Origin of the sequence: Acidovorax sp. JG5 (assembly GCF_017939685.1) — a bacterium.
GTDB lineage: Bacteria > Pseudomonadota > Gammaproteobacteria > Burkholderiales > Burkholderiaceae_C > Acidovorax.
Map to the genome: position 1 here is coordinate 42,896 of NZ_JAGKSE010000010.1, position 23,863 is coordinate 66,758.

At 65.6% G+C, this 23,863-nt stretch carries 17 protein-coding genes; 4 read left to right on the forward strand and 13 right to left on the reverse strand.

Translation table 11 applies throughout. The features are described 5' to 3' along the window. Positions 1–212: 212 nt before the first annotated feature. The 5 genes from phbB to phaC all read right to left on the reverse strand — a co-directional run bounded on the left by phbB (position 213) and on the right by phaC (position 6,552). Positions 213–950 (reverse strand): acetoacetyl-CoA reductase, encoded by a 738-nt coding sequence (gene phbB / locus J8G26_RS11960; protein WP_210569101.1) that lies wholly within the window; start codon positions 948–950, stop codon positions 213–215. Positions 951–1,155: 205 nt separating this feature from the next. Further along, positions 1,156–1,938, reverse strand: coding sequence for an EAL domain-containing protein (locus J8G26_RS11965; RefSeq protein WP_210569103.1), 783 nt, complete (start codon positions 1,936–1,938; stop codon positions 1,156–1,158). A gap of 40 nt (positions 1,939–1,978) precedes the next feature. Continuing rightward, positions 1,979–3,427 (reverse strand): methyl-accepting chemotaxis protein, encoded by a 1,449-nt coding sequence (locus J8G26_RS19555; RefSeq protein ID WP_282598171.1) that lies wholly within the window; start codon positions 3,425–3,427, stop codon positions 1,979–1,981. Between the two features lie 162 nt (positions 3,428–3,589). Next, positions 3,590–4,768, reverse strand: a complete 1,179-nt coding sequence (locus tag J8G26_RS11975) for an acetyl-CoA C-acetyltransferase (protein WP_210569105.1) — start codon at positions 4,766–4,768, stop codon at positions 3,590–3,592. Positions 4,769–4,851: 83 nt separating this feature from the next. Then, positions 4,852–6,552 (reverse strand): class I poly(R)-hydroxyalkanoic acid synthase, encoded by a 1,701-nt coding sequence (phaC, locus tag J8G26_RS11980; protein WP_210569107.1) that lies wholly within the window; start codon positions 6,550–6,552, stop codon positions 4,852–4,854. Positions 6,553–6,659: 107 nt separating this feature from the next. Between phaC and J8G26_RS11985 the strand changes: the two genes are divergently transcribed. After that, on the forward strand, positions 6,660–7,031 hold the full coding sequence (locus J8G26_RS11985) for a hypothetical protein (RefSeq protein WP_087745728.1): 372 nt from the start codon (positions 6,660–6,662) through the stop codon (positions 7,029–7,031). On the opposite strand, the gene pgeF is transcribed toward J8G26_RS11985, so the two are convergent. From pgeF to J8G26_RS12000, 3 genes are read right to left on the reverse strand one after another with little or no spacing between them, the layout of a single operon-like run. After that, entirely contained in the window at positions 6,939–7,808 is an 870-nt protein-coding gene (gene pgeF / locus J8G26_RS11990) for a peptidoglycan editing factor PgeF (RefSeq protein ID WP_087745726.1), read from the reverse strand. The two genes, J8G26_RS11985 and pgeF, sit on opposite strands and share 93 nt — an antisense overlap. A 7-nt stretch (positions 7,809–7,815) precedes the next feature. Further along, on the reverse strand, positions 7,816–8,484 hold the full coding sequence (gene maiA / locus J8G26_RS11995) for a maleylacetoacetate isomerase (protein ID WP_087745724.1): 669 nt from the start codon (positions 8,482–8,484) through the stop codon (positions 7,816–7,818). After that, on the reverse strand, positions 8,481–8,975 hold the full coding sequence (locus J8G26_RS12000) for a MarR family winged helix-turn-helix transcriptional regulator (RefSeq protein WP_087745722.1): 495 nt from the start codon (positions 8,973–8,975) through the stop codon (positions 8,481–8,483). Before J8G26_RS12000 ends, maiA begins: the two co-directional genes overlap by 4 nt. Before the next feature lie 146 nt (positions 8,976–9,121). Here J8G26_RS12000 and J8G26_RS12005 point away from each other — a divergent pair, with 146 nt between their 5' ends. From J8G26_RS12005 to J8G26_RS12015, 3 genes are all read left to right on the forward strand, one after another. After that, positions 9,122–9,817, forward strand: coding sequence for a fumarylacetoacetate hydrolase family protein (locus tag J8G26_RS12005; protein ID WP_210569109.1), 696 nt, complete (start codon positions 9,122–9,124; stop codon positions 9,815–9,817). Positions 9,818–9,910: 93 nt separating this feature from the next. Further along, positions 9,911–10,462 carry an NUDIX hydrolase gene (locus J8G26_RS12010; RefSeq protein WP_210569111.1) on the forward strand — a complete coding sequence of 184 codons (552 nt, stop codon included), beginning with the start codon at positions 9,911–9,913 and terminating at the stop codon, positions 10,460–10,462. Positions 10,463–10,653: 191 nt separating this feature from the next. Next, entirely contained in the window at positions 10,654–13,218 is a 2,565-nt protein-coding gene (locus J8G26_RS12015) for a chemotaxis protein CheW (protein WP_210569113.1), read from the forward strand. A 96-nt stretch (positions 13,219–13,314) separates the two neighbouring features. Here the strand turns inward: J8G26_RS12015 and J8G26_RS12020 are convergent, their stop codons facing one another. The 5 genes from J8G26_RS12020 to smc form a co-directional block, all read right to left on the reverse strand. Next, the gene (locus J8G26_RS12020; RefSeq protein WP_210569115.1) at positions 13,315–15,741 is read right to left on the reverse strand and encodes a transglycosylase domain-containing protein; all 2,427 of its coding nucleotides are present in this window, start codon (positions 15,739–15,741) and stop codon (positions 13,315–13,317) included. Positions 15,742–15,809: 68 nt separating this feature from the next. Further along, positions 15,810–16,754: a patatin-like phospholipase family protein gene (locus J8G26_RS12025; protein ID WP_087745711.1), complete on the reverse strand. Its 945-nt coding sequence runs from the start codon at positions 16,752–16,754 to the stop codon at positions 15,810–15,812. Beyond that, positions 16,754–18,865: an NAD-dependent DNA ligase LigA gene (gene ligA / locus J8G26_RS12030; protein ID WP_210569117.1), complete on the reverse strand. Its 2,112-nt coding sequence runs from the start codon at positions 18,863–18,865 to the stop codon at positions 16,754–16,756. The genes J8G26_RS12025 and ligA overlap by 1 nt, the downstream gene beginning before the upstream one ends. A 14-nt stretch (positions 18,866–18,879) precedes the next feature. After that, positions 18,880–19,995: a cell division protein FtsZ gene (locus J8G26_RS12035; protein ID WP_087745707.1), complete on the reverse strand. Its 1,116-nt coding sequence runs from the start codon at positions 19,993–19,995 to the stop codon at positions 18,880–18,882. A 149-nt stretch (positions 19,996–20,144) separates the two neighbouring features. Then, positions 20,145–23,669 (reverse strand): chromosome segregation protein SMC, encoded by a 3,525-nt coding sequence (smc, locus tag J8G26_RS12040; RefSeq protein ID WP_210569118.1) that lies wholly within the window; start codon positions 23,667–23,669, stop codon positions 20,145–20,147. Between the last annotated feature and the right edge of the window lie 194 nt (positions 23,670–23,863).

The window sequence follows — 23,863 nt, forward strand, 5'->3', positions numbered from 1 at the left end:
GTTGGTACATCACAGGAGTTTTCCAGTATGAATACCACCGCAATCTTGACAGCCTGGCCCGAAGACGAACGCGACCGCAAGCGCGCACCGGCCCGCCTTTGAGGGCGTGGCAGCCGCCCACACAAAATGGCGGCGGCAGCCCCTTCATCCATGTTCCTCTCAACAAAAAACCCCGCATTGCGGGGTTTTTTGTTATTTGCTTCGGGTCGGAATCAGCCCATGTGCAAGCCGCCATTGACGGAAAAATCGGCGCCGGTGGCGTAGCCACCCTCGTCCGATGCCAGCCAGGCGATGATGGAAGCAATCTCGCTGGGCTCGCCCAGGCGCTTGACCGGCACGGTGGCCACGATCTTTTCCAGCACATCGGGGCGAATGGCCTTGACCATGTCGGTGCCGATGTAACCCGGGCTCACGGTGTTCACCGTGACGCCCTTGGTGGCCAGTTCCTGCGCCAGCGCCATCGAAAAGCCATGCATGCCGGCCTTGGCGGCAGAGTAATTGGTTTGGCCTGCCTGGCCCTTTTCGCCATTCACGCTGCTGATATTGATAATGCGGCCCCAGCCCTTTTCCACCATGTCGGCCACCACCTGCTTGGTGACATTGAACATGCTGTTGAGGTTGGTTTCGATCACCTGATCCCAGTCCTCGCGGGTCATCTTGAGGAACATGCGGTCGCGCGTGATGCCGGCGTTGTTCACCAACACATCGATCGGACCATGCTCGGCCTTGGTCTTGGTAAAGGCTTCCACGGTCGAATTCCAGTCACCCACATTGCCAACCGACGCGTAGAAGGTGTAGCCCAGGGCCTTTTGCTCGTCGAGCCACTTGGTGAAGTCGCGCGTGGGGCCGCAGCCGGCGATGACGGTGAACCCCTCTTTGTGCAAACGCTGGCAGATGGCGGTGCCAATGCCGCCCATGCCGCCGGTGACATACGCTACTTTCTTGCTCATGTGATTTCTCCTGGTTGTAATGTGCTCCGTGCCACTCTACCCAAGAATTGAGGCAATGCAGTGAAGGAAAACACTGAAGCGCCCATTTTTTTGCAAGACCGCCCCGGTCCACCCATACCCGCCTGTACTCACGGTATGGAGCGAGCGCAGAGTGCAGCCATCCGCCGCAGCCGCGCCAGGGAGACAGGAGTCAGGCGCGCCCGCTTCAAGCGTTGCCGCTGGCCAGCGGCAACGTCTCCCAGCCCGGCTTGGCAAAAAGATAGCCTTGCTGGTAATGAATCCCCGCCGAGCGCAGGTGCTCGGACTCTTGCGTCGTCTCGATGCCTTCGGCCACGATGTCAATGCCCAGGCGCTCGCAGACCAGCGCAATGCCGGACACGATGGCCTGGCGCACTGGATCCTGGTCAATGTTGCGGATCAATTCCATATCGATCTTCAGCACATGGGGCTGGAACTGAACCAGCATGTTCAGCCCCGCGTAGCCCGCGCCAAAATCATCGATCGCCGTGATCAGGCCCTGGCGGCGGTATTCGTTGAAGATGGATTTGAGGTGGGCACCGTTGGTCACCTGCTCACCTTCAGTTACCTCAAACATGATGCGGTCGTGCGGAAAATCAAACTCCTTGGCCGCTTCCATGGTGGCCCGGATGCAGGTCTCGGCCCGGTACACGGCGTTGGGCAGAAAGTTGATGCTCAGGCGACACCCCGGCAAGGCGGCCAGCCCCAGGCGCGATGCCAGTTCGATGGCTTTCACCCGGCAAGCCTGGTCAAACCGGTAGCGGTTGGTGTCATCCACCCAGGACAGCACGGTGGCTGCCGACTGTCCATCGACACCCCGCACCAGCGCTTCATAGGCAAACGGGCGGTCGGTCTGCAGGTCCATGATGGGCTGGAACGCCATCGTGAAATCGAACGGAAGCTGCGTCTTGTCACGGCAGGCACGGCAGCCCAAGGGCTCAAAGGGTTGGGCGAATACAGTTGGTTTCATTGGGCAATGATATCAGGCCAACACCCGTGGCCGTGCCTGCTCATGCGCTGCGCACCAGAGCAAAAACTGCCACTACCTGGGCCAGGCGCTGGGCCTGCTCCGTCACCGTGCCCGCGGCAGCGGCGGATTGCTCTACCAGCGCCGCGTTCTGCTGCGTCATCTGGTCCAGCTGGCCGACCGCCTGATTGATCTGCGCGATGCCGGTTGATTGGTCACGCGCCGCCGCGTGGATCTCGCCCATCATTGCACTGACTTGCTGCACCGAACCCACAATCTGCGACATGGTGCGGCCGGCATCATCGGCCAGCTGGCCACCGGCCGAGGCCTTTTGCACCGAGCTCTCGATGAGTGACTTGATCTCACGGGCCGCCTGGGCCGAGCGATGGGCCAGGCTGCGCACCTCGGAGGCCACCACCGCGAACCCGCGCCCCTGTTCGCCCGCGCGGGCCGCTTCCACGGCGGCATTGAGCGCCAGAATGTTGGTCTGGAAGGCGATGGAGTCGATCACGCCCGTGATGTCGGCAATCCGGGCCGAACCTTCGTTGATCTCGCGCATCGTGTGAATCACGCGCCCCACCACGTCGCCACCGTGCCGGGCCACGTCTGCAGCCGAAACCGCCAGGGCATTGGCCTGTTCGGACGCGTTGGCGGACTGGCGCACCGTGCCGGTGAGTTGCTCCATGTTGGCGGAAGTTGCCTGCAGGCTGCCGGCGGTGTCTTCTGTGCGCACCGAAAGGTCTTGCGCGCCCATGGCAATCTCCTGGCAGGCCAGCGCCATGCTGGTGGCCGCCTCCTGAACGGTAGCCACCGTCTCGTGCATGCGCTCCAGCGCCTGCTTGAGCGCCATCCCACCCGGCGTTTCCACGGCAATGTGGGTGACATCCAGCGCAATCTGGTTGCCGCGCACCATGGCCGCCGAAAGGCGCTGCAGCTCCAGCGACTCGCGGGCCGTGCGTCCCATGTTCACCGCAAGGATAACTTCCAGCACCGTCTGTATCACCACATACACCGCGTGCAGCACCACCCGGGCAAAGTCAGGGCTGGTCATGCAGTACACACCAAAGCCCGCCGCCTGCAGGCGGTCGAAAAGCACATGGTGCACGGCAAATAGCAGTGCAGCCCACACAATGGGGCGCCAGTCCAGATACACCAGCAGCAAGGCCAGTGTGACGAACACGCCAAAGTGAAACTCCAGCATGCCCTGAGCGAGCTGGATATGCAGGGCCACCAGGCCCACCTGGACTAACGCCAGCACCAGACGGGATGCCAGCGTGCTCCGCGCCAAGGCATAGGCAGCGCCAGCGATCAGCACCAGCCCCCCCGAGGCCACCAGAGCCAGCGCCGAATCCACAAACCTCAGCCCCAGCACCACCGCGGCAATGGCACTGAGCGCAATGGCCACCAGCATGACGCGGTCGCCCAGCATGGCGCTGTCCAGACCCTGCGATACGGACTTTTCGGACTGTGGGGAGTGGGATAGATTCGACATAGATTCCTGATTTGCACCAATATGTGTGTATTGTAACTCTTTGGTATTTATGCAACCATTGAGTTCAATCAAGACAGAAAAGAAAAAAGCCGCGTGGTACGCGGCTTTTTGAGGGGGCGCCTGTTCAGCACATAGCTGACCGCGCAGGCATCCAGACTTCTTTCAGCGCTCCAGCGCCAGCGAAACGCCCATGCCCCCGCCAATGCACAGTGCAGCCAGGCCCTTTTTGGCATCGCGGCGTTGCATTTCGTGCAGCAGCGTCACCAGGATGCGGCAACCAGAGGCGCCGATGGGATGGCCAATGGCAATGGCGCCGCCGTTCACGTTGACCTTGGCCGGGTCGATGGCCAGTTCCTTGTTCACGGCGCAGGCTTGCGCGGCGAAGGCCTCGTTCAGTTCGAACAGGTCCACATCGGCAGCGTTCCAGCCCGCGCGCTGCAGGGCCTTGCGCGAGGCAGGCACGGGGCCCATGCCCATGGTGGCCGGGTCCAGGCCGCTGGTGCCAAAGGCGGCAATGCGGGCCAAGGGTTTGAGGCCCAGGGCAGCGGCCTTCTTGGCGCTCATCACCACCACGGCAGCGGCGCCATCGTTGATGCCCGAGGCATTGCCCGCCGTCACGGTGCCGGCCTTGTCGAAGGCCGGGCGCAGACCGGCCAGCACTTCGGCACTGGTCTTGCGGTTCAGGTATTCGTCGGCATTGAACAGGATGGGGTCGCCCTTTTTCTGGGCCAGGCTCACACCCACGATCTCGTCGGCAAACTTGCCCGCGTCTTGCGCGGCGGCGGCCTTTTGCTGGCTACCCAAGGCCAGGGCGTCCTGCATGTCGCGGGTGATGCCGTAGGCCTTGGCCACGTTTTCGGCGGTAATGCCCATGTGGTACTGGTTGTACACGTCCCACAGGCCATCGACGATCATCGAGTCGATCAGCTTCCAGTCGCCCATGCGCTGGCCGTCGCGCGAGCCGTTGAGCACATGGGGCGCCAGGCTCATGTTTTCCTGGCCACCGGCCACCACAATCTCGCTGTCGCCCCAGGCCACAGCCTGGGCCGCCAGCATCACCGCCTTCAGGCCCGAGCCGCACACGGCGTTGATGGTGAGGGCCGGTGTTTCCTTGGCCACGCCGGCCTTCATGGAAGCCTGGCGCGCCGGGTTCTGGCCCACGCCGGCTGCCAGCACCTGGCCCATGATGACTTCACCGATCTGGTCGGATGAAAGCCCGGCACGCGCGATGGCCTCGCGGATGACGATGGAACCCAGTTCGGTGGCCGGCGTCTTGGCCAGTGCGCCACCAAATTTGCCCACGGCGGTGCGGGCAGCTGAAACAATGACGATGTCTTCCATGGAAAGTCCTTTCGAGGTGGATCGGTGCGGGACCCAGCTTGCGCCCCGGCGTTGTTGTTGTGAAATTCTCGCTGCACTTGAACTCAGGCTTTTTGCTTGACGTAGCGGCCCGGTGCCGGCTCGATGGCCTTGAACCGGGTGCCCTTGCCGTATGCCTTGGGGGCCGCAATCTGCTTGCCAGCGTGGCCCTTGAGCCAGCCGGACCAGTCGGTCCACCAGCTGCCAGGGTGCTCGGTGGCGCCTTCCAGCCATTGGTCAAGGGTGGCGGGCAGCTTGCCGTCGGCGCGAATCCAGTGGCTGCGCTTGTTTTTAGCGGGTGGGTTGATAACACCGGCAATGTGACCCGAAGCGCCCATCACAAAGCGCTTTTTGCCGGGAAGCACCTGGGTGGACGCATAGGCGGCGTTGATGGGCACGATGTGGTCTTCGCGCGAGCCATAGATATAGACCGGCAGCGTGAGGTTGGCGAGGTCCATCTTCTCGCCGCACACGATGAGCTTGCCGGGCTTGACCAGGTTGTTTTCGAGATAGAAATTGCGCAGATACCAGGCGTAGAACGGCCCGGGCAGATTGGTGCTGTCGCTGTTCCAGTAAAGCAGGTCAAATGGTGGCGGCGTTTCGCCCTTGAGGTAGTTGCCCACCACGTAATTCCACACCAGATCATTGGGTCGCAGAAAACTGAAGGTCGAGGCCAGGTCCTGCCCCTTCATGAGCCCGCCCTTGCCCAGCTGCATTTCGCGGAACTTCACGAAAGCCTCGTCGATGAACACGTCGAGGATGCCGGTGTCGGTGAAGTCGATCAGCGTGGTGAGAAAGGTGGCACTGGCCACAGGATCATCGCCACGCGCGGCCAGCACCGCCAGGGCATTGCTCAGGATGGTGCCACCCACGCAAAAACCCAGGGCGTTGACCTGCTCGGCGCCGGTAATGTTCTGCACCACGTCGATGGCGGCCATGGCACCGTCTTCCACATAGTCGTCCCAGGTCTTGTGGGCCAGGCTGTCATCGGGGTTGCGCCAGCTCACCACAAAGGTGCGGTGGCCTTGTTCGACGGCGTAGCGGATCAGCGAGTTCTCGGGCTGCAGGTCGAGGATGTAGAACTTGTTGATGCAAGGCGGCACCAGCAGGAACGGGCGCTCGTACACCTTGGCGGTCAGGGGCTTGTATTCGAGCAGCTGAAACAGCTCGTTTTCAAACACCACGGCGCCTTCGGTAGTGGCCACGTTGCGGCCCACCTCGAACAGGCTTTCGTCGGTCATCGACACATGGCCCTGGGTGATGTCGTGCAGCAGGTTTTGCATGCCTTTGGCAATGCTCTCACCCTTGGTCTCGATGGCTTTCTTTTGCGCTTCGGCGTTGAAGGCCAGGAAGTTGCTGGGTGCCATGGCGGCCATCCATTGCTCCACGCCAAAACGGATGCGGGCCTTGGTTTTTTCGTCGGACTCCACGGCGTCGGCCAGGCCCATCAAGGTGCGTGCGTTGAGCAGGTAAGCTGCAGCCGAAAAAGCCGCCACCGGGTTGCTGGCCCAGCCATCGCCCGTGAAACGCCGGTCCTTGATTTCGGGTGTGGCCTGCAAGCCCTGGGCCCACAGTTCCTTGGCATCCTGAAGATACTGCTGTTGCAGCGCCTGCAGCTTGGTCGAAGAAAACTGCACGGGGGCGCCCCCCGGAAGGCGCCCCGCCGTTTCAGCAGATTGAAAAGACTGCAACGCTTTCGTCCAGCTGTCACCGAAAATCTGCTGGAATTGCTGGGCGCCTTGGGCCCAAAGTGCTTCAGAATTCATGTTGTCTCCTCAATGGTGGGGCGGTCGCACTGCATGGGCTTTTGCACCATTGTTGCCCACATGGTGCCGCAAGGCAACGTTCACCAGCGTCTTTGTCTCTTCTGCTTATGTACCTTGTCATCATCGCCTGGCTGTATGTCACCCTCATGATGGCCGTCGCTGAAGCCACCAGCAGCACCGGTAGCCTGCTGGGTGCGTTGGTCACGTTTGTGCTGTATGGCCTGCTGCCGATGGGCATCGTGGCGTACATCCTGGGCACCCCCGGGCGCAAGCGGGCCATCAAGGCGCGCGAGCAGCCCGAGCAAGCCGCCTACGACGCGCAGCAGGCGGCGCAGCAAGCGCCCGCGCCCATTGCGTCGCCAGTGGAGCCTTTGCCCAAGTTGCCGTCAGCTGCTACTTGCGTCGCGCCAGATGCAGGCGGCCATGCGGCCGCTGCCGCCCAGGACCCGTTGGTCGCGCCGGTACGAAAAGAACCGTGAGGCATTGCCCACGGTGCACCAGGGCGCAGTGCTGTCGTTGCCAAAGATCTGCGTGACACCCAGTGCACGCAGCCGCAGCCGCGCCAACCCCGCCAGATCGGTCAGAAACTTGCCCTGGCCTTGCGGCACAAAGCAGGCCTGGGCCGCCGGGTGGTGCTGACAAAACGCTTCGCGCACTTCGGCCCCCACCTCAAAGGCAGTGGGGCCGATGCAGGGCCCCAGCCACGCCATGGTGTGGGCGGCTATCGTTTCAGTCGATTCATTTTTGATAGCTGCTAGCGCTTTATCTGTATGGGCTAGAGCCTTAAAACGCTCAAAAACCGCTTCCAGAACACCCGTCCCGTCCATTCCCGCCAGCCCGCGCCAGCCCGCGTGGGCCGCGCCCACCATCGCGCCCGAGCCATGCGCCAGCAGCACGGGCAGGCAATCGGCCACCATGATGGTGCAGACCGCGCCCGGCTGCGTGGCCACACAGGCGTCGGCCTCGGTGCCATCGGGCGTTGCAGGGTCGATATCGGCCACCACCGTGCCATGCACCTGGTTCAGAAACACCGCCCGGGCGCCCGGTGAGGCGCCTTGCACCGCCGCTTGGAGTCGCTGCCGATTGGCCAGCACGGCCCCTGGCGCATCACCCACATGGCTGCCCAGGTTCAGGCTGGTATAGGGGCCGCTGCTGACACCGCCAGCCCGCGTGGTGCACAGGGCGTGCACACCGGCAGGCGCGGGCCACTGCGGCTGCAGCCAGTCGACGTGGCCTATGCCGGGGGGCTGGTTCATGGCTTGTTCAAGGCTGGTGGTCCGGGCAGGCCGAGGGCTGTGCCTGCTGGAATGCGGGCAGCGCCATGCAGGCGGCGAAGGCCGCCATGGTCAGCGGCACCCCTTCCAGGTTGACGTTGAAGCGCTGGCAATTGAAGACATGCGGCACCAGGCAGCAATCGGCCAGCGTGGGTGCATCGCCCCAGCAATACACCGAAGGCGCCAGCCCCTGCGTGGCGCGCTGCTGCGCCAGCACCACCAACTGGCGCTCGAACGCCTCCAGCCCGCTGCGGGCCCAGTGGATGTACCAGGCGTTCTTGCCGGCTTCGTCCACCTTCAGCTCGTGCACCAGATATTTCAGCACCCGCAGGTTGTTCAGCGGGTGCATCTCGCACGCCACCATCTGGGCCAATGCCCGCACATGGGCGCGGGCCAGCGGCTCGGCGGGCAGCAAGGGCGGCGTGGGATGGGTTTCATCGAGGTATTCGATGATGGCCATGGACTGAGACAGCGCCACGCCATCGTCGGTCAGCAAGGTGGGCACCAGCGCGTCACCCACCCGGCCGGTATAGGCCGGGTCGTGGTGCTCGCCGCGCACCAGGTGCACCGGGATGTAGTCGTAGTCGAGCCCCTTGTAATGCAGCGCGATGCGCACACGAAACGAAGCCGATGAACGGAAATAGCTGAAGAGTTTCATGGGTTGGAGAGCAGAGGTAAATCAGAAAGCGGCGGGTGCGGGGCACCGACATTGCCCGGCACTGCCGGGCCGCACACCAGCTTGGTCAGCAGGGCCTGGAGCTGCCCCACCTCGGCTTGCGACAGCGGCGCCATCAGGCGCTCTTGCACCCGCTGGGCATTGGCGCGCAACTGCAGTGCCACTGCCGCGCCGGCCGGCGTAACCCATAAGAGCTTGCGCCGCCGATCCCGCGCGTCGGGCACCCGCCGGATCCAGCCACGCGCCTCCAGGCGGCCGATCACCGATCCCGATGTGGCGGCATCCAGTGCCACGCGGGCGGCCAGCGTCACCTGGTCCGCACCGGGCTGGTTGATCAATTCGTTCAGGATGGCGAACTGCACCGGGGTCACGTCAAAACCGGCCGTTTCTTCCATGAAAAGCGCCACGGCGCGCTGGTGCGCACGCCGGACAAGGTGGCCTGGCGCCTGATGCAAATCGAAGCTCTGTGCCATGGGCGCGAGTGTAGCGCCCCACCAGCAGACTGGCGGCCCCCGTGGCACACTGCTGCAGGGCGGCGCCACAGTGCAACTGCACCACCGTCTGCCATCGCGCCAACGCCCCCGCATCGTTGCTCCCTCCTGTAGAAGAAAGACCAAACATGAGCTATGTTTTTTCTCCCGCGCCCGTGGCCAGCGTGCCTGTTGTAGGCTCCGACGACCGTTTTCCGGTGCACCGCATCTATTGCGTGGGCCGCAACTACGAAGAACACGCCAAGGAAATGGGCTTCTCCGGCCGCGAGCCACCGTTTTTCTTCCTGAAACCGGCCGACGCCATCGTGGTGGTCAACGCCGGCGAAACCGGCCAGCTGCCCTACCCCAGCCTCACGGCCAACCTGCACCACGAGATCGAACTCGTGGTGGCCATTGGCAAGGGCGGAAAAAACATCAAAGCCGCCGATGCGCTGCAACACATCTACGGCTACGCCGTGGGCCTGGACATGACGCGCCGCGACCTGCAAAACGACATGAAAAAGCAGGGCCGCCCCTGGTGCATCGGCAAGGGCTTTGACGCCAGCGCCCCCATCGGACCCATCACCCCGGCCGCGCAGGCGGGCGACGTCGCCCAAGCCGCCATCTGGCTGCAGGTCAACGGCGCCGACCGCCAGCGCAGCAACGTGTCCCAGCTCATCTGGAACATTGCCGAAACCATCGAGCACCTGTCGGCCGCCTGGGAGCTGGCCCCCGGCGACCTGATCTACACCGGCACCCCCGAAGGCGTGGGCGCCGTGGTGCGCGGCGACACGCTGGAAGGCGCTGTGGACGGCCTGCCCACGCTGCGCCTGAGCGTGGTGTAGCCAGCCAGAAAGCGCCCGCATTTACTTCACTTTTCATAGCTGCTAGCGCTTTATCCATAAGCGCTAGCGGCCTGTTTTACCTATATTCTCTGCATGACCTTGCGCAGCCCCATCAAACACTGCCGCGAATGCGGCACGGCCGTGGTTTACCGCCTGCCCGACGACGGCGACACCAAGCAGCGCGCCGTGTGCCCTGCCTGCCACACCGTGCACTACGAGAACCCGCTGAACGTGGTGGGCACCGTGCCCGAGTTCGCCGATGGCCGCGTGCTGCTGTGCAAACGCAACATCGAGCCGCGCTGGGGCAAATGGACGCTGCCCGCCGGGTTCATGGAACTCGATGAAACCACCGCCCAGGGCGCAGCCCGTGAAACCGACGAAGAGGCCGGCGCCCAGATCGAAATGGGGCCGCTGTTCAGCCTGCTGAACGTGCGCCGCGTGGGCCAGGTGCACCTTTTTTATCGCGCCCGGCTGCTCAGCGACCAGTTCAACCCCGGCTATGAAACCATCGAGGCGCGCCTGTTCACCGAAGCCGACGTGCCCTGGGACGAGCTGGCGTTTCGCACCGTGAAGGAAACGCTGGAGGCCTACTTTGCCGACCGGCGCCGTGGCAGCTTCGGACTGCACTGCATCGACGTGGAGTAGTTTCGCCGCGCCAGGCAACGCCTTCCAAAGCCTTCTGGTGCTCCAACGGCCGCTGTGCATACAGCGGCCGTTTTCATTGGCCATGACTCCTTGCCAATCTGCAACGCTCAGGCCTGGTTATTGCTTGACTTATGTCAACAAGTAACCAAGCCCTGACCTCGCGGTCTTGAGCCAAAAAAGGAGGACTGCCAATGCGCGTGGCAACCAACACCAGCGTCGACACCGATATGTTCATGCCCTTCATGCGGGATGTGCTGCGGTGCGAAAACTCGCTGCGTGAGCTCAACCTGATGTGGCGCCTGATCGAATCTTCGGCCAAGATGAATTGCCCCGAGGAGGCCCACAGCATCTTGCCGATGATGGCGGCCACACGCGCCGGATTTCAACGGTTGGAGCGCGATCTGGTGAGCTCGCTGGTGCACGAATCGATCAGCGAAGTCATGGCGGAAATCGGCACCAGCGCCCGCCATGTGATCGACATCGTGGTGCGCAACCTCTATGAACGCACGGCTGACGTGGGGTTTCTGGCCACGGACCAGGAACTGTGCCGCTTTGTGGCGGGACTGGACAGCGACCCTGCCCCCGTGCTGGAGCGCTTGCGCGAGTACCGCAACAAGTACACGGTGTATGACGAAATCTTGCTGCTCGACCGCGACGGCAATGTGCTGGCGCAGATTGACGAAGACTCGCCCGTGGAAGGCAGCCACGACCCGCTGATCGCGCAAACCCTGCAACACCAGGGCTACGTGGAAACCTTCCGCCCCACCAGCCTGCGCCCCGGCAAAGAGCGGGCCCTGATTTACTCGCACCGCATGCTTGACCCGCTCACCGGCGAACCCGTGGGCGTGCTGTGCCTGAGCTTTGCCTTCCAGGGCGAAATGGAAGGCATCTTCCACTCCCGCGCCAACGAAGACCGTCGCAGCATTGCGTTGCTGCTCGATGGCGAGCACCGCGTGATTGCCAGCGGCGACCCTCTGTGGATTTCGGTCGGCGCACCGGTCCCGGTGAACCAGGAAGGTGCGCCGCAATTGCTGGTGCGCAGCGGCCGCACTTACCTGGTGCAGACTGTTGCGGCACAGGGCTACCAGGGTTATCCCGGCCCGGCGGGCTGGAAGGGCCAGGTCATGGTGCCCATCGAACTGGCGTTTTCCCGTAAGCAGGGCCGCGCTCTTGACAACCTGGAGCCGGCCATCGCCCAGGGCCTGCTGGCACATGCACAAAGCTTTTGCCCGCCATTGCACGAAATCGTCACCGCAGCGGACACCATTCGTCGTGTGGTGTGGAACGGCCAGGTCATGACAGCCGGCGAGCGCGGCGGCCAGCACCAGCTCAAGGCCGTGCTGGAGCAGATTGGTGAAACCGGCGCACGCACCAACGAGGTATTCACCCAGTCCATCCGCGACCTGTACGACACCGTGCTCAGCTCACGCATGCGCGACAGCGAACTCCTCACCCGCCTGCTGGTAGATCTGCTGGACCGCAATCTGTATGAGCGGGCCAACGATTGCCGCTGGTGGGCGCACACACCCGAGTTGCGTGCCGCCCTGGCCCAGCCCGATACGGGCGACTGGCAGCAGATCCATCAGATTCTGGAGCACATCAACGCGCTCTACACCGTGTACACCCGCCTCGTGGTGTATGACTGCCAGGGCCGGATCGTCGCCGCCAGCCGGCCTTGCAGCGGGGACGGCAGCTCTGTGCTGGGTAGCCATGTGGATGCCGCGACGCTGGCCGCCGTGCTGGCGCTGCCCGATACCCAGTCTTACTACGCCACCCCCTGGCAGCCCTCGCCACTGTGCGATGGCCAGGCCACTTACATCTACCACGCAGCCATCCGCGCGCCGGGCAACGACCAGACGGTGGTGGGCGGCATAGGCATCGTCTTTAATGCAGCCGCCGAATTGGACGCCATGCTGCGCGGCGCCACGGCCGACAAGCCAGGCACCCGCACGGTGTTTATCGATCGCCAAGGCCTGGTGCTGGCCAGCACCGACCCGCACCGTGCCGTCGGCAGCACCCTGCCATTGCCCCCCGAGATGCTGCAGCAGGGCCGTGGCGCGAGCGTGTCGCGCGCCATGGTGCACGACGGCCATTACTGCATCGTCGGCTGCTCGGCGTCCAACGGCTACCGCGAGTTCAAGGTCAGCGACGGCTACCGCGACGATGTGCTGGCGCTGTCCTTCGAGTCGCTCGGCGCCGTACAAAACGGTGCACTCGATGCCGCGCAACGCCAGCGCACCGCACTGCAATCCATGTCCACTGCGTTGGATGGCCAGGAAATGGCCACCTTCTTTGTCGATTCCGCACTGTTCGCGCTGGACGCCGGATCGGTGCTGGAAGCGCAGAGCGCCAGCGCCATCGCCCCGGTGTCGGCGGGCCGCCAGCCCTATTGTGTTGGCGCGCTGGCACGCAAGGCCCATGACAGCATCACCGGTTACGTCTGGGTGTTCGACCTGGGCCATCTGCTGCGCGGCCAACCCTCCGAAATCACGCAGGAAAGCCAGGTCATCGTGCTGCAGCACGGTGGCCGCCGCACAGGCCTGCTGGTGAGCGAGCTGCATGGTGTCACCGCCTTTGCACGCGACCAAATCATTAAAGCCCCCGCCATGCCTGGACAGCAAGGTCAACTCATCACCCATCTGATCCGGGCCAACCAGAGTCAGACGCTGGTGCAGTGCATGGACGCAGGGCACTTGATGGCGTTGTTGCGCAGCGGAACCAATAGCCCGGAAAACCTGCAACGCCAGGCGGCATGAGGAAGTTGGCCTGTCGCTGGCCATGACTGGACCAGCACCACGCGGTGGCGGCGGACCTCGGACGAGTTCACCGCCGCATCGCACAAGCAAGCAGGTTCAGGGCGGGCTTTCCATCACCAGCGGCGGGTTGCCTCCCATGGGACCGGGCCGGTCCACCCCCCTGCCCGGCTCCACCGGGTCCGATGGCGGGGGCGTAGGCGTAAGCACCACATCGGGTATGCGCAGCTCCGGCGCCTGGGGGCTGGCGTCGGGCAGTGGCGTCAGTTCGGGGGGCTCCGCCATCTGGGGCGGCGGCGCGGGCGCGCGGCGCGGCTCTGGCGGGGCCGGCGTGGGTGGTGCCGCGTCGGGACCGAACAGGCCGTTCCACCAGCCGCGCACTCCCTCCAGCGCACGGCCCAGCGGGCTGACCTGCTCTTGGTCCGTGAAACGCTCGCCGGCATCGATGATCCGGCTGCGCAGCGCCTGCTGTACAAAGTCGCCCACCATCGGCAGCGCGCTGTGCGCGCCCTGGCCCCAGTAGTCGCTGCGCAGCGTGATGCGGCCGTCGTTGAAGCCGGCCCAGGCACCCGCCACCAGTTGCGGGTGCATCAGGATGAACCAGCCGTCGGCGTTGTCCTGGGTGGTGCCGGTCTTGCCCGCCACGTCGGCACGGATGCCGTAGCGCGCACGGATGGCCGCACCCGTGCCTTTGTCGATCACGCCGCGCAGGGCATCGCGCAGGGTTTGCGCGGCATCCAGGGGCAGCACCTGCTCGGGCGCGGTGTCGGCAAAGGCCTCCAGCAGATTGCCATGGCGGTCTTCGATGCGGGTGACCAGCACTGGCGCGTGGTATTGGCCGGCACTGGCGATGGTGCCGTAGGCGGCCACCATTTCCTTCAAGGTCACGGGACTGGTGCCCAAGGCCAGCGCGGGCACTTCGTCGAGCGCGCTCTGGCGCACGCCCATGGCGCGGGCCAGCTCGGCCACCTTGGCCGGCCCCACCCGTTGCATGAGTTGCGCCGTGATGGTGTTCTTCGAATAGGCCAGGCCATCGCGCAGCGTCATGGGCTCGTCACTGGGCGGGCCGCCATCGCTGGGGCGCCACACATTACCGCCCCCCAACGCAATCTCGACCGCCTGGTCCATCAGCGTATCGGTGGGCAGCGCACCCTGCGCAAAGGCCGCGCCATACACAAAGGGCTTGAAGGTGGAGCCGGGCTGGCGGCGTGCCGCCTGCACATGATCGAAAGGGTCTTGGGCAAAGTCGCGGCTGCCCACCCAGGCGCGGACATGGCCGTTGCGCGGGTCCAGCGCCAGAAAGCCGGCCTGCACCCGTGTTTTCTCGTTGCGCAGTTTGCGCATGAAGGCGGCGTCGGCCAGCAGGCCTTCGAGGATTTCGTCGGGCGGCGGGGCGTCTTGCCTGGCCGCAGCAGCGCGGTACTCGGGCGACTCGCGCACCAGGCTTGGCACCAGCGGGTTGCGCGCCGTCCAGCCATCGCGCCGGGCCCAGGCCGCATCGGCCACGCCCTGCAGCTGGCGGCCCTGGCGCGCCACGGCCTGGTTGGCATAGGCCTGCAGGCGCGAATCGATGGTGGTGCGAATCACCAGGCCGTCGGAATACAGGCTGTAGCCCTTGCTGTCGGCCCATTCGATCAGCTGCTTGCGCAACTGCACCGCAAAGTGCGGCGCGGGCCCCATCACCTCGGTCTGGCGCTCGAAGTTGACGCGCAGCGGGCGCTTTTGCAGCGCATCGAACTGCTTTTGCTCCAGCTTGCCGCGCTTGAGCATTTGCGACAGCACGGTGTTGCGCCGCGCCTTGGCGCGCTCGGGGTTGAGCACCGGGTTGTAGTAGGCCGTGCCCTTGAGCATGCCGATCAGCGTGGCGCTTTCCAGCACGTTGAGCTGGTCGGCCGACTTGTCGAAATACGTGCGCGCGGCCATCTCGATTCCGTAGGCGTTGTACAGAAACGGCACGGTGTTGAGGTAGGTCTCCAGAATCTCGGGCTTGGTGTAAGACGCCTCGATCTTGAAGGCGGTGATCGCCTCCTTGAGCTTGCGCGTGAGGGTGCGCGAGCGGCCGATTTCCTCAGGGAAAAGATTGCGCGCCAGCTGCTGCGTGATGGTCGAGCCGCCCTGCGTGTCGCCCCGCAGCGTGAACACCACCGACGACGCCGTGCGCCGCCAGTCCAGGCCCCAGTGGCTGTAGAAGCGGTGGTCTTCGGTGGCGATGAGCGCATTGACCACATGCGGTGAAATCTGCTCGAGCGCCACCCACTCGCGGTTGGCCCAGCGGTATTCGGCCAGCAGCTTGCCGTCGGCCGACATGAGTTGCGCGGGCAGCTCGCTCTTGGCCTTGCGGATGTCGCTGATACCCGGCGTAAAGGGCACCAGCGCCACCGCATACAGCAGCAGCGCCAGCGGCAAGGCGGCCAGCAGCCACGCCAGACTGTGCAGCGAAACCAGCCGCTCGGGCCGGCGCAGCAAGCGGTCCAGCGCCGAACGCAGCGCAGCCCAGCGGGTGCGCGGGGGTTCAAAAACAGACATGAAAAACAGTATAAAAATGGCCGATAGCGCTTATGTACAAAGCGGTACTAGCTATTAAATAAGGAGTATCACCGCATAAAGCGCTGCAGCTGCGGCAGGCTGGCCTTGGCGGCGCGCCGGCCCTCTTCGATGGCCTCGCTGGCGCGGTGAAAGTCGAGCAGCCCCAGGCTGGACAGCGCGGGCGCCACCACCATCTCGGGCGGATCGCCGGCCATGCGGCTGCGGGTGATGCGCATCTGCATGATGGCGACGCTGGTCATCACCACGTCCAGCACCGACGGCACGCGCTGCGGCGCGGGCACTGCGGGGCCGTCGGCGCGCCAGGGGGTGAGGCGCTGCATCCAGCCAACGCTCTTGGATGGCACAGGCTCGGGCGCTGATTCGGGCGCCGCCTCGGCATCGGGCGCGGGCGCCTGCACCACGGCCAGCGGCTGCATGTGGCGGTGCAGGATGTCGGAGTTCAGGTCCACGCCAATCACGATGTCCGCCCCCATGGCACGCGCCAGCGACGTGGGCACGGGGTTGACCAGGCCGCCATCCACCAGCAGCCGCCCGTCCTCTCGCGCCACGGGCGTGAACAGGCCGGGCAGCGCGATCGAGGCGCGCACCGCGTCGGCGATGGAGCCATGGCGCAGCCACACTTCGGCGCCCGAATGCAGATCGGTGGCCACGGCGCCAAACAGCATGGGCGACGATTCGATGTCAAAGTCCGCGAAATTGCGGCGCCAGAAAGCGATCAGCTTTTCGCCCTTGAGCATGCCGCCCGAGAGGTTGAAGTCCATGAAGCCAAACACATCGCGCATGCCCAGGCCCTGCACCCAGTCGGCAAAACGATTCAGCTCACCCGCAGCGTAGGCGGCCCCCACCAGCGCGCCAATCGACGAGCCACAGACAATGTCGGGCCGCACGCCCTCCTCGTCGAGCACCTGCAGCACCCCGATATGCGCCCAGCCACGCGCCGAGCCGCTGCCGAGGGCCAGGCCCAGCCGGGGGACACGCCGGGTCAGCGCCATCAGGCGGCGCCTTCCTGCGCCGGGGCGCCACCAGCCGGCTGCAGCAGCGCCAGCATGCCGGCCTCGTCGAGCACGGGCACGCCCAGCTCCTGGGCTTTGGCGAGCTTGCTGCCAGCCTCTTCGCCCGCCACCACGTAACTGGTTTTTTTGCTGACCGAGCCGGCCACCTTGGCGCCGGCGGCTTCGAGCAGATCCTTGGCGGCGTCGCGGCTCAGGGTGGGCAAGGTGCCCGTCAGCACCACGGTCTTGCCCGCCAGCACCTGGGGCGCGCGCTCGGCCGGGGCGCCCTCGGGCCAGATCACGCCGCAGGCGCGCAACTGCTCCACCACCTCGCGGTTGTGCGGCTGCTGAAAGAAGGTGTGCAGGCTCTGCGCCACCACGGGGCCCACGTCGGGCACCTGCAGCAACTGCTCAACGCTCGCATCCATGATGGCGTCGAGCGTGCCAAAGTGGCGCGCCAGGTCTTTGGCCGTGGCCTCGCCCACATGGCGCAGGCCCAGGCCGAACAAAAAACGCGGCAAGGTGGTCTGCTTGGATTTTTCGAGCGCGGCCAGCACGTTCTGGGCCGATTTCTCGGCCATGCGCTCCAGCGCGATGAGGGATGTGAGGCCCAGGCGGTACAGGTCGGGCAGCGTGCGGATCACATTGCCATCCACCAGCTGGTCCACCAGCTTGTCGCCCAGCCCTTCAATGTCCATGGCGCGGCGCGCGGCAAAGTGCAGGATGGCTTCCTTGCGCTGGGCGGCGCAGAACAGGCCGCCGGTGCAGCGGTGGTTGGCCTCGCCTTTTTCGCGCACCACAGCGCTGCCGCAGACCGGGCATTGCGCGGGCATCCTGAAATTGGGCACGTAGCCAGCCCGGTTGCCCGGAATCACACCCACCACCTCGGGAATCACATCCCCTGCGCGGCGCACGATGACGGTGTCGCCCACGCGCACGCCCTTCTTGCGGATCTCGAACAGGTTGTGCAGCGTGGCGTTGGTGACGGTGACCCCGCCCACAAACACCGGCGCCAGCCGCGCCACGGGTGTGATCTTGCCCGTGCGGCCCACCTGCACGTCGATGCCTTCGATCTTGGTGGCCATCTCCTGCGCCGGATATTTGTGCGCCACGGCCCAGCGCGGCTCACGGGTCTTGAAACCCAGGTCGCGCTGCAATTGCAGTGCATTCACCTTGTAAACCACGCCGTCGATGTCGTAGGGCAGCGCATCGCGGCTGGCGCCCACTTGCTGGTGAAATGCTACCAATTCCGTAGCGCCTAGCGCAATAGCCACCTGGGCTGCGACCGGAAAACCCCATGATTTGAGGGTTTGCAGCATCTCGTAGTGCGTGCGGAACACCGGGCCGCCTTCGGCGGGCGGCGTGATGGCGCCCAGGCCATAGGCAAAAAAGCTCAGGGGCCGCTGGGCAGTGATGCCGGAATCGAGCTGGCGCACCGCGCCCGCCGCCGCATTGCGTGGGTTGACAAAGGTCTTGCCTCCCTGCTCGCGCTGGCGTTCGTTGAGCGCGTCGAAGTCGGCCCGGCGCATATAGACCTCGCCACGCACTTCGAGCAGCGGCGGCACGCCTTCTGGCAGGGTCAAAGGGATTTGCCGGATGGTGCGGATGTTGTGCGTCACGTCCTCCCCCACCTCGCCATCGCCGCGCGTGGCGGCCTGCACCAGGCGGCCATGTTCGTAGCGCAGGCTCATGGCCAGGCCGTCAAACTTGGGTTCGGCCACGTATTCGATGGGCGGGTCGGATTCCGCCAGGCCCAGCTCGCGCCGCACCCGGGCATCAAACGCCTGCGCGCCGGTGGCCTCGGTGTCGGTTTCGGTGTGGATGCTGAGCATGGGAACCGCGTGGTGCACGGGGGCCAGGCCGTCCATCACCGCGCCCAGCACGCGCTGCGTGGGCGAGTCGGGGGTGATGAGATCGGGGTGCGCGGCCTCCAGGGCCTGCAGTTCGCGGTAGGCATGGTCGTATTCGGCGTCGGGCACGGTGGGCGCGTCCAGCACGTAATACTGGTGCGCCCAGTGGTTGAGCTGGTCGCGAAGCGCTTTTATTTTGATAGCTGCTTGCGCTTTATCCACGGGCGCTGGTGCCGAAAAAAGGTCTAAATTTTCCGTCATGACCGCACAAGGGCTCAGCTGAACAGGCGCCGCGCCAGCACCGAGCCCGCCGACAAATCGCGCCCATCCAACTGGTCGTACAGCAGTTCCAGATCGGTGGCGATCGGGTCCATGGCCATGGCGGGCAGCGGGGTGCCGTTTTGGTCGCACAGCACGCCGTCCATGGCCTCGCACAGGGCGGCGGCCACTTCGCGCAGGCGGGCGAAGGGCTGCTCGCTGCGGTGCACCTGGGCGACATCCAGGCTCAGCGTGATGTCGCGGATGGCGGACTGGTCGGGGTCTTCGGCCAGGGCGGCCTGCGTGTCATAGCCCAGCGTCAGCACGGGCGGCAGGCCTGCGCTGCTGGCGGGCAGCACCAGCCGGCCGGGCATGGCGCCCACCACAAAGCCCAGGCGCGCGGCATTCTGCTGCACATAGCCGGGGCTCCAGGCCGCCTGGCGGGCGCGCAGCATGAAAGACAGCTGCGCATCGTGGTCGCTGGCAAACTGGTCGAGCTCGCGGGCGCGGGCCACTTCCTGCAGCATGTCGGGAAAATCGGGCGCCGCGTTGATGGCGTCGGCAAACGCCTGGGCCTTCACCACAAACTCTGAAAACTCGATCTCGTTGAGCGCGCCCGTGCGGTTGGCCAGCTGCACTCCCGCCTGAAAGCTCTGGTAGCGCTGGCCGGGCGCGGGCGTCTCCCACTGCTGCGTCGCCTCGTTGAGGCCTTCGATGGCAAAGGGCTTGCTGCCCGCACGCCGCGTGGGGGGCAAAGCGGCCAGCGCCGCATCGCCCGACACCGATTGCTCGGGCTGCAGCGAGGCGATGATGTCGATCAGCGGGTCCAGCCCCAGACGGCGCTCGTGCAGCAGGGGCGGCACGGGCAGCTCCATGGCGTCGTCGGCATCCACCGTGTGGCTGGCGGGCTCGGGGCCTCGGTCAAGGCCATGAAACGCGCCACCATCCACCGGCGCCGCCGCATCGAGATCGAACGCGGGTTCCTGGCGCAGCGTGGGCTCTGCCGTGCGCTCCGGCTCTTGCGGCACAGCGCGCTTGGGCGCGTTGCGGCGCGAGGTCCAGGCGTTGTAGGCCACGATGAGGGCCAGCACCAGGCCACCGATGATGGCCAGACTCAGTTGCAATGTGCTCATATCAATACGTTCTCAGCGATCCGTTGCGCCGCAAGCCGCCGTCCCGCGCAACTGGCGCGGCCCAGGCGAGAAACGCCGTGGAACCGGCTTTGCCGGGCCACTGGCGTTGTCCCCCGCGGGGGAAGGCGCGAAGCGACTCAGGGGGGATTTCATATCTCTGCCATGGAGAGGGCCGACTCCATATCGACGGCCACAATGCGCGACACGCCCTGCTCCTGCATGGTCACGCCGATCAGTTGCTCGGCCATTTCCATGGCGATCTTGTTGTGGCTGATGAACAGGAACTGGGTTTCCTTGCTCATGCTGGAGACCAGCTTGGCGTAGCGCTCGGTGTTGGCGTCGTCCAGCGGCGCGTCCACCTCGTCCAGCAGGCAAAACGGCGCGGGGTTGAGCTGGAAGATGGCGAACACCAGCGCGATGGCCGTCAGGGCCTTTTCGCCACCCGACAGCAGGTGAATGGTCTGGTTCTTCTTGCCCGGCGGCTGCGCCATCACCTGCACGCCGGAATCCAGGATTTCGTCGCCGGTAATGATGAGCCGGGCCTGCCCGCCGCCAAACAGCTCGGGGAACATGCGCCCGAAGTGGCCGTTGACGGTGTCGAACGTGCCCGACAGCAGCTGGCGCGTTTCGCCGTCGATCTTGCGGATTGCGTCTTCCAGCGTGTTCATGGCCTCGGTCAGGTCGGCCGTCTGTGCGTCGAGGAAGATTTTGCGCTCGCTGGCGAGTTTCAGCTCGTCGAGCGCAGCCAGGTTGACGGCGCCCAGGGCGGCGATCTCGCGGTGCAGGCGGTCGATTTCGCTTTGCAGGCCGCCCACGCGCACATTGCCCTCGGCAATCGACTGGGCCACGGCTTCGAGGTCGGCCTGCGCGTCGGTCAGCAGCGTGGTGTATTGCTCCAGGCCCAGGCGCGCGGCCTGCTCCTTGAGCTGGAATTCGGTGATGCGGGCGCGCAGCGGGTCGAGCGCGCGTTCGAGCTGCATGCGGCGCTCGTCGCTGGCGCGCAGCTTGGCGGTGAGGTCGTCGTATGCGCTGCGCTGGGCCGACAGGGCTTTTTCGCGCTCCATCTTCGCCTCCAGCGCCTGCTGCAGGCCACCTTGCGCGGCTGCGTCGGACAGACGGGCCAGCTCGTCACGCGCGCGCTGCTGCTCGTCGGCCAACGAAGTGGCCTGGTGCGTGGCGGTTTCGATGGAGCGGGACAGTTCGGCGCGGCGCGCCTCCAGGCTACGCTGCGAGAACGTGGCCTCCTGCGCCTGGCGCTCCAGCGTGCGCTGCTGTTCGCGGCAGGCGGTGAGCTTGCGCTCGGCCTCGATCACGCGGTCGCCCAGCTGGGCCTCGCGCTCCTGGCTGTCGGCCAGCTGCATGTCGAGTTCTTCAAAGCGCGCCTCGGCGGCCACGCGGCGTTCCTGCAGGTCGGCCAGCTGGGCCTCCACCTCGGCCAGATCGGCGTCGATCTGCTCGCTGCGGGCGCGGGTCTGCTCGGCCAGTTGCGTGAGGCGCAGGGTTTCGACCTGCAGCTCATGGGCGCGGCTTTGCGTTTCGGTGGCTTCGCGGCGTGCCGCCACAAGGCGCTGGGAGGCATCGGCATAGGCTGCCTCGGCGCGGACCAGGGCGGTGCGCGATTCTTCGGCGATCAAGGCCTGGGCGCGCAATTCCTTTTCGAGGTGCTCGATCTCCTGCGCGCGGGCCAGCAGGCCGGACTGCTCGGAGTCCTGCGCATAAAAGCTCACGCTGTGGGCGCTGACGGCATGGCCCGTGGGCACGAACACCACTTCGCCGGGTTGCAGCTGGCTGCGGCGGGCCAGCGCTTCATCCAGCGTGGGCGCGGTGTAGCAGCCTTGCAGCCAGTCGATGAGCACGGCACGCAGGCCGGAATCATGAAGGCGCAGCAGGTCCGACAGGCGGGCGTGCTGCGATGATGTTTCAGGGTGGCCCGCAGCGGGTGCGCTGTAGAAGGCCAGGCGCGCGGGCGGCGCGTCGTTGCCGCCAGAGCCGAGGAAGCCTCGCACCATGTCCAGGCGCCCTACTTCCAGCGCGCCCAGTCGCTCGCGCAGCGCGGCTTCGAGCGCGTTTTCCCAGCCGGGCTCGATGTGGATGCGGCTCCACAGACCTTGCAGGCCGTCGAGGCCGTGCTTGGCCAGCCAGGGCCGCAGCTTGCCGTCGGTCTTGACCTTTTCCTGCAGCGCCTTGAGCGCTTCCATGCGGGCCGACAACTCGGCCTGGCGTGCGCTTTCACGGTTCACCGCCTGCTGGCGCGCACGGCGGTCGTCGTCGAGCTGGGGCACGGATTCCTGCAGCTCGTGCAGCCGGGCCTCGGTGGTTTCGGCAATCTCCTGCGCTTCTTCGAGCTGTTCGCGCAGGTTGGCCAAGCGGGCCTCGTCGGGCGCGGCCAGGGCGTTGCGGTCGGTGCGCAGGCGCTCGAAGCGGGTGTCGAGCTGGCGGCTTTGTTCGTCGATGCTGCGCTGCTCGGCGGCCAGCACGCCAATCTGCTGCTGCACCTGCACCACGCTGCTGCGCTGCTCGGCCGTGCGGCTTTGCGCCTGGCGCAGGGCTTCTTCCAGGTCGGGCAACTGCAGGGCCTGCTCTTCAACCTGGGCGGCCAGCATCTCGGCGCGCTCTTCGGCGTCCACACCGGCACCGGCCAGGTTCTCCAGCTCAATGTCCGCCTCTTCCTTGCGGGCCTGCCACTGGGCGATCTGCTCGGCCAGCGTCACCAGGCGCTGCTCCACGCGCTGGCGGCCTTCGACCACGTAGCGGATCTCGGCTTCGAGCTTGCCGACTTCGGCCGTGGCTTCATAGAGCTTGCCTTGGGCCTGGTTCACCTGGTCGCCGGCCGCGTAGTGCGCCTGGCGAATGGTTTCAAGGTCGGACTCGACCGCGCGCAGGTCGGCCATGCGCGATTCGAGGTCGTTCACCGCCTGCAGGCCTTCCAGGCGCACCTTGGTCTGCTGGTCTTGCGCGTCAGCGCGCTTCAAAAACCACAGCTGGTGCTGCTTGAGCGTGGCATCGGCCTGCAGCGTGTTGTATTTGGCGGCCACCTCGGCCTGCTTTTCGAGCTTTTCGAGGTTGGCGTTGAGCTCGCGCAGGATGTCTTCGACCCGCGTCAGGTTCTCGCGCGTGTCCGACAGGCGGTTTTCCGTCTCGCGGCGGCGCTCTTTGTACTTGGAGACACCGGCAGCCTCTTCGAGGAACAGGCGCAATTCCTCGGGGCGCGATTCAATGATGCGGCTGATGGTGCCCTGGCCAATGATGGCGTAGGCGCGGGGGCCCAGGCCGGTGCCCAGGAACACGTCCTGCACGTCGCGGCGGCGCACGGGCTGGTTGTTGAGGTAGTAGCTGCTGGTGCCGTCGCGCGTGAGCACGCGGCGCACGGCCACCTCACCATACTGGCCCCACTGCCCGCCCGCGCGGTGATCAGAGTTGTCGAACACCAGCTCAACACTGGCGCGGCTGGCCTGCTTGCGGGTGGTGGTGCCGCTGAAGATCACGTCCTGCATCGACTCGCCGCGCAGCTCGCTGGCCTTGCTCTCGCCCAGCACCCAGCGCACCGCGTCCATGATGTTGGACTTGCCGCAGCCGTTCGGGCCCACCACGCCCACCAGTTGCCCGGGCAGCATGAAGTTGGTGGGGTCAGCGAACGACTTGAAGCCGGAGAGCTTGATGGAGGTAAGACGCACGGGTCAGGGGTTCAGGCAAAAAATGGGGGACACGCCAGGAAAAAACCGGGGCCGCATGCATCCACGGGGAATACCCGAAGGCTGGAGCCGGACCGGAATGATACCGCGCCGCCCACTCGCCCCTGCCCTGCATGCACCTGGCAGGCGAACGCCGGCAGCGCGCCCTGGATATTTGATCAAATTGACCGCTAGCG

Excerpts from the sequence above, each read along its gene's own strand:
- J8G26_RS12010 (WP_210569111.1), top strand. The coding sequence starts at position 9,911 with ATGACCTTGCGCAGCCCCATCAAACACTGCCGCGAATGCGGCACGGCC.
- pgeF (WP_087745726.1), bottom strand. The coding sequence starts at position 7,808 with ATGAACCAGCCCCCCGGCATAGGCCACGTCGACTGGCTGCAGCCGCAG.
- J8G26_RS12025 (WP_087745711.1), bottom strand. The coding sequence starts at position 16,754 with ATGGCGCTGACCCGGCGTGTCCCCCGGCTGGGCCTGGCCCTCGGCAGC.
- J8G26_RS11965 (WP_210569103.1), bottom strand. The coding sequence starts at position 1,938 with ATGAAACCAACTGTATTCGCCCAACCCTTTGAGCCCTTGGGCTGCCGT.
- J8G26_RS12020 (WP_210569115.1), bottom strand. The coding sequence starts at position 15,741 with ATGTCTGTTTTTGAACCCCCGCGCACCCGCTGGGCTGCGCTGCGTTCG.
- J8G26_RS19555 (WP_282598171.1), bottom strand. The coding sequence starts at position 3,427 with ATGTCGAATCTATCCCACTCCCCACAGTCCGAAAAGTCCGTATCGCAG.
- ligA (WP_210569117.1), bottom strand. The coding sequence starts at position 18,865 with ATGACGGAAAATTTAGACCTTTTTTCGGCACCAGCGCCCGTGGATAAA.
- J8G26_RS11985 (WP_087745728.1), top strand. The coding sequence starts at position 6,660 with ATGTACCTTGTCATCATCGCCTGGCTGTATGTCACCCTCATGATGGCC.
- phbB (WP_210569101.1), bottom strand. The coding sequence starts at position 950 with ATGAGCAAGAAAGTAGCGTATGTCACCGGCGGCATGGGCGGCATTGGC.
- J8G26_RS12005 (WP_210569109.1), top strand. The coding sequence starts at position 9,122 with ATGAGCTATGTTTTTTCTCCCGCGCCCGTGGCCAGCGTGCCTGTTGTA.
- J8G26_RS11975 (WP_210569105.1), bottom strand. The coding sequence starts at position 4,768 with ATGGAAGACATCGTCATTGTTTCAGCTGCCCGCACCGCCGTGGGCAAA.
- phaC (WP_210569107.1), bottom strand. The coding sequence starts at position 6,552 with ATGAATTCTGAAGCACTTTGGGCCCAAGGCGCCCAGCAATTCCAGCAG.
- maiA (WP_087745724.1), bottom strand. The coding sequence starts at position 8,484 with ATGAAACTCTTCAGCTATTTCCGTTCATCGGCTTCGTTTCGTGTGCGC.
- J8G26_RS12000 (WP_087745722.1), bottom strand. The coding sequence starts at position 8,975 with ATGGCACAGAGCTTCGATTTGCATCAGGCGCCAGGCCACCTTGTCCGG.
- J8G26_RS12035 (WP_087745707.1), bottom strand. The coding sequence starts at position 19,995 with ATGAGCACATTGCAACTGAGTCTGGCCATCATCGGTGGCCTGGTGCTG.
- J8G26_RS12015 (WP_210569113.1), top strand. The coding sequence starts at position 10,654 with ATGCGCGTGGCAACCAACACCAGCGTCGACACCGATATGTTCATGCCC.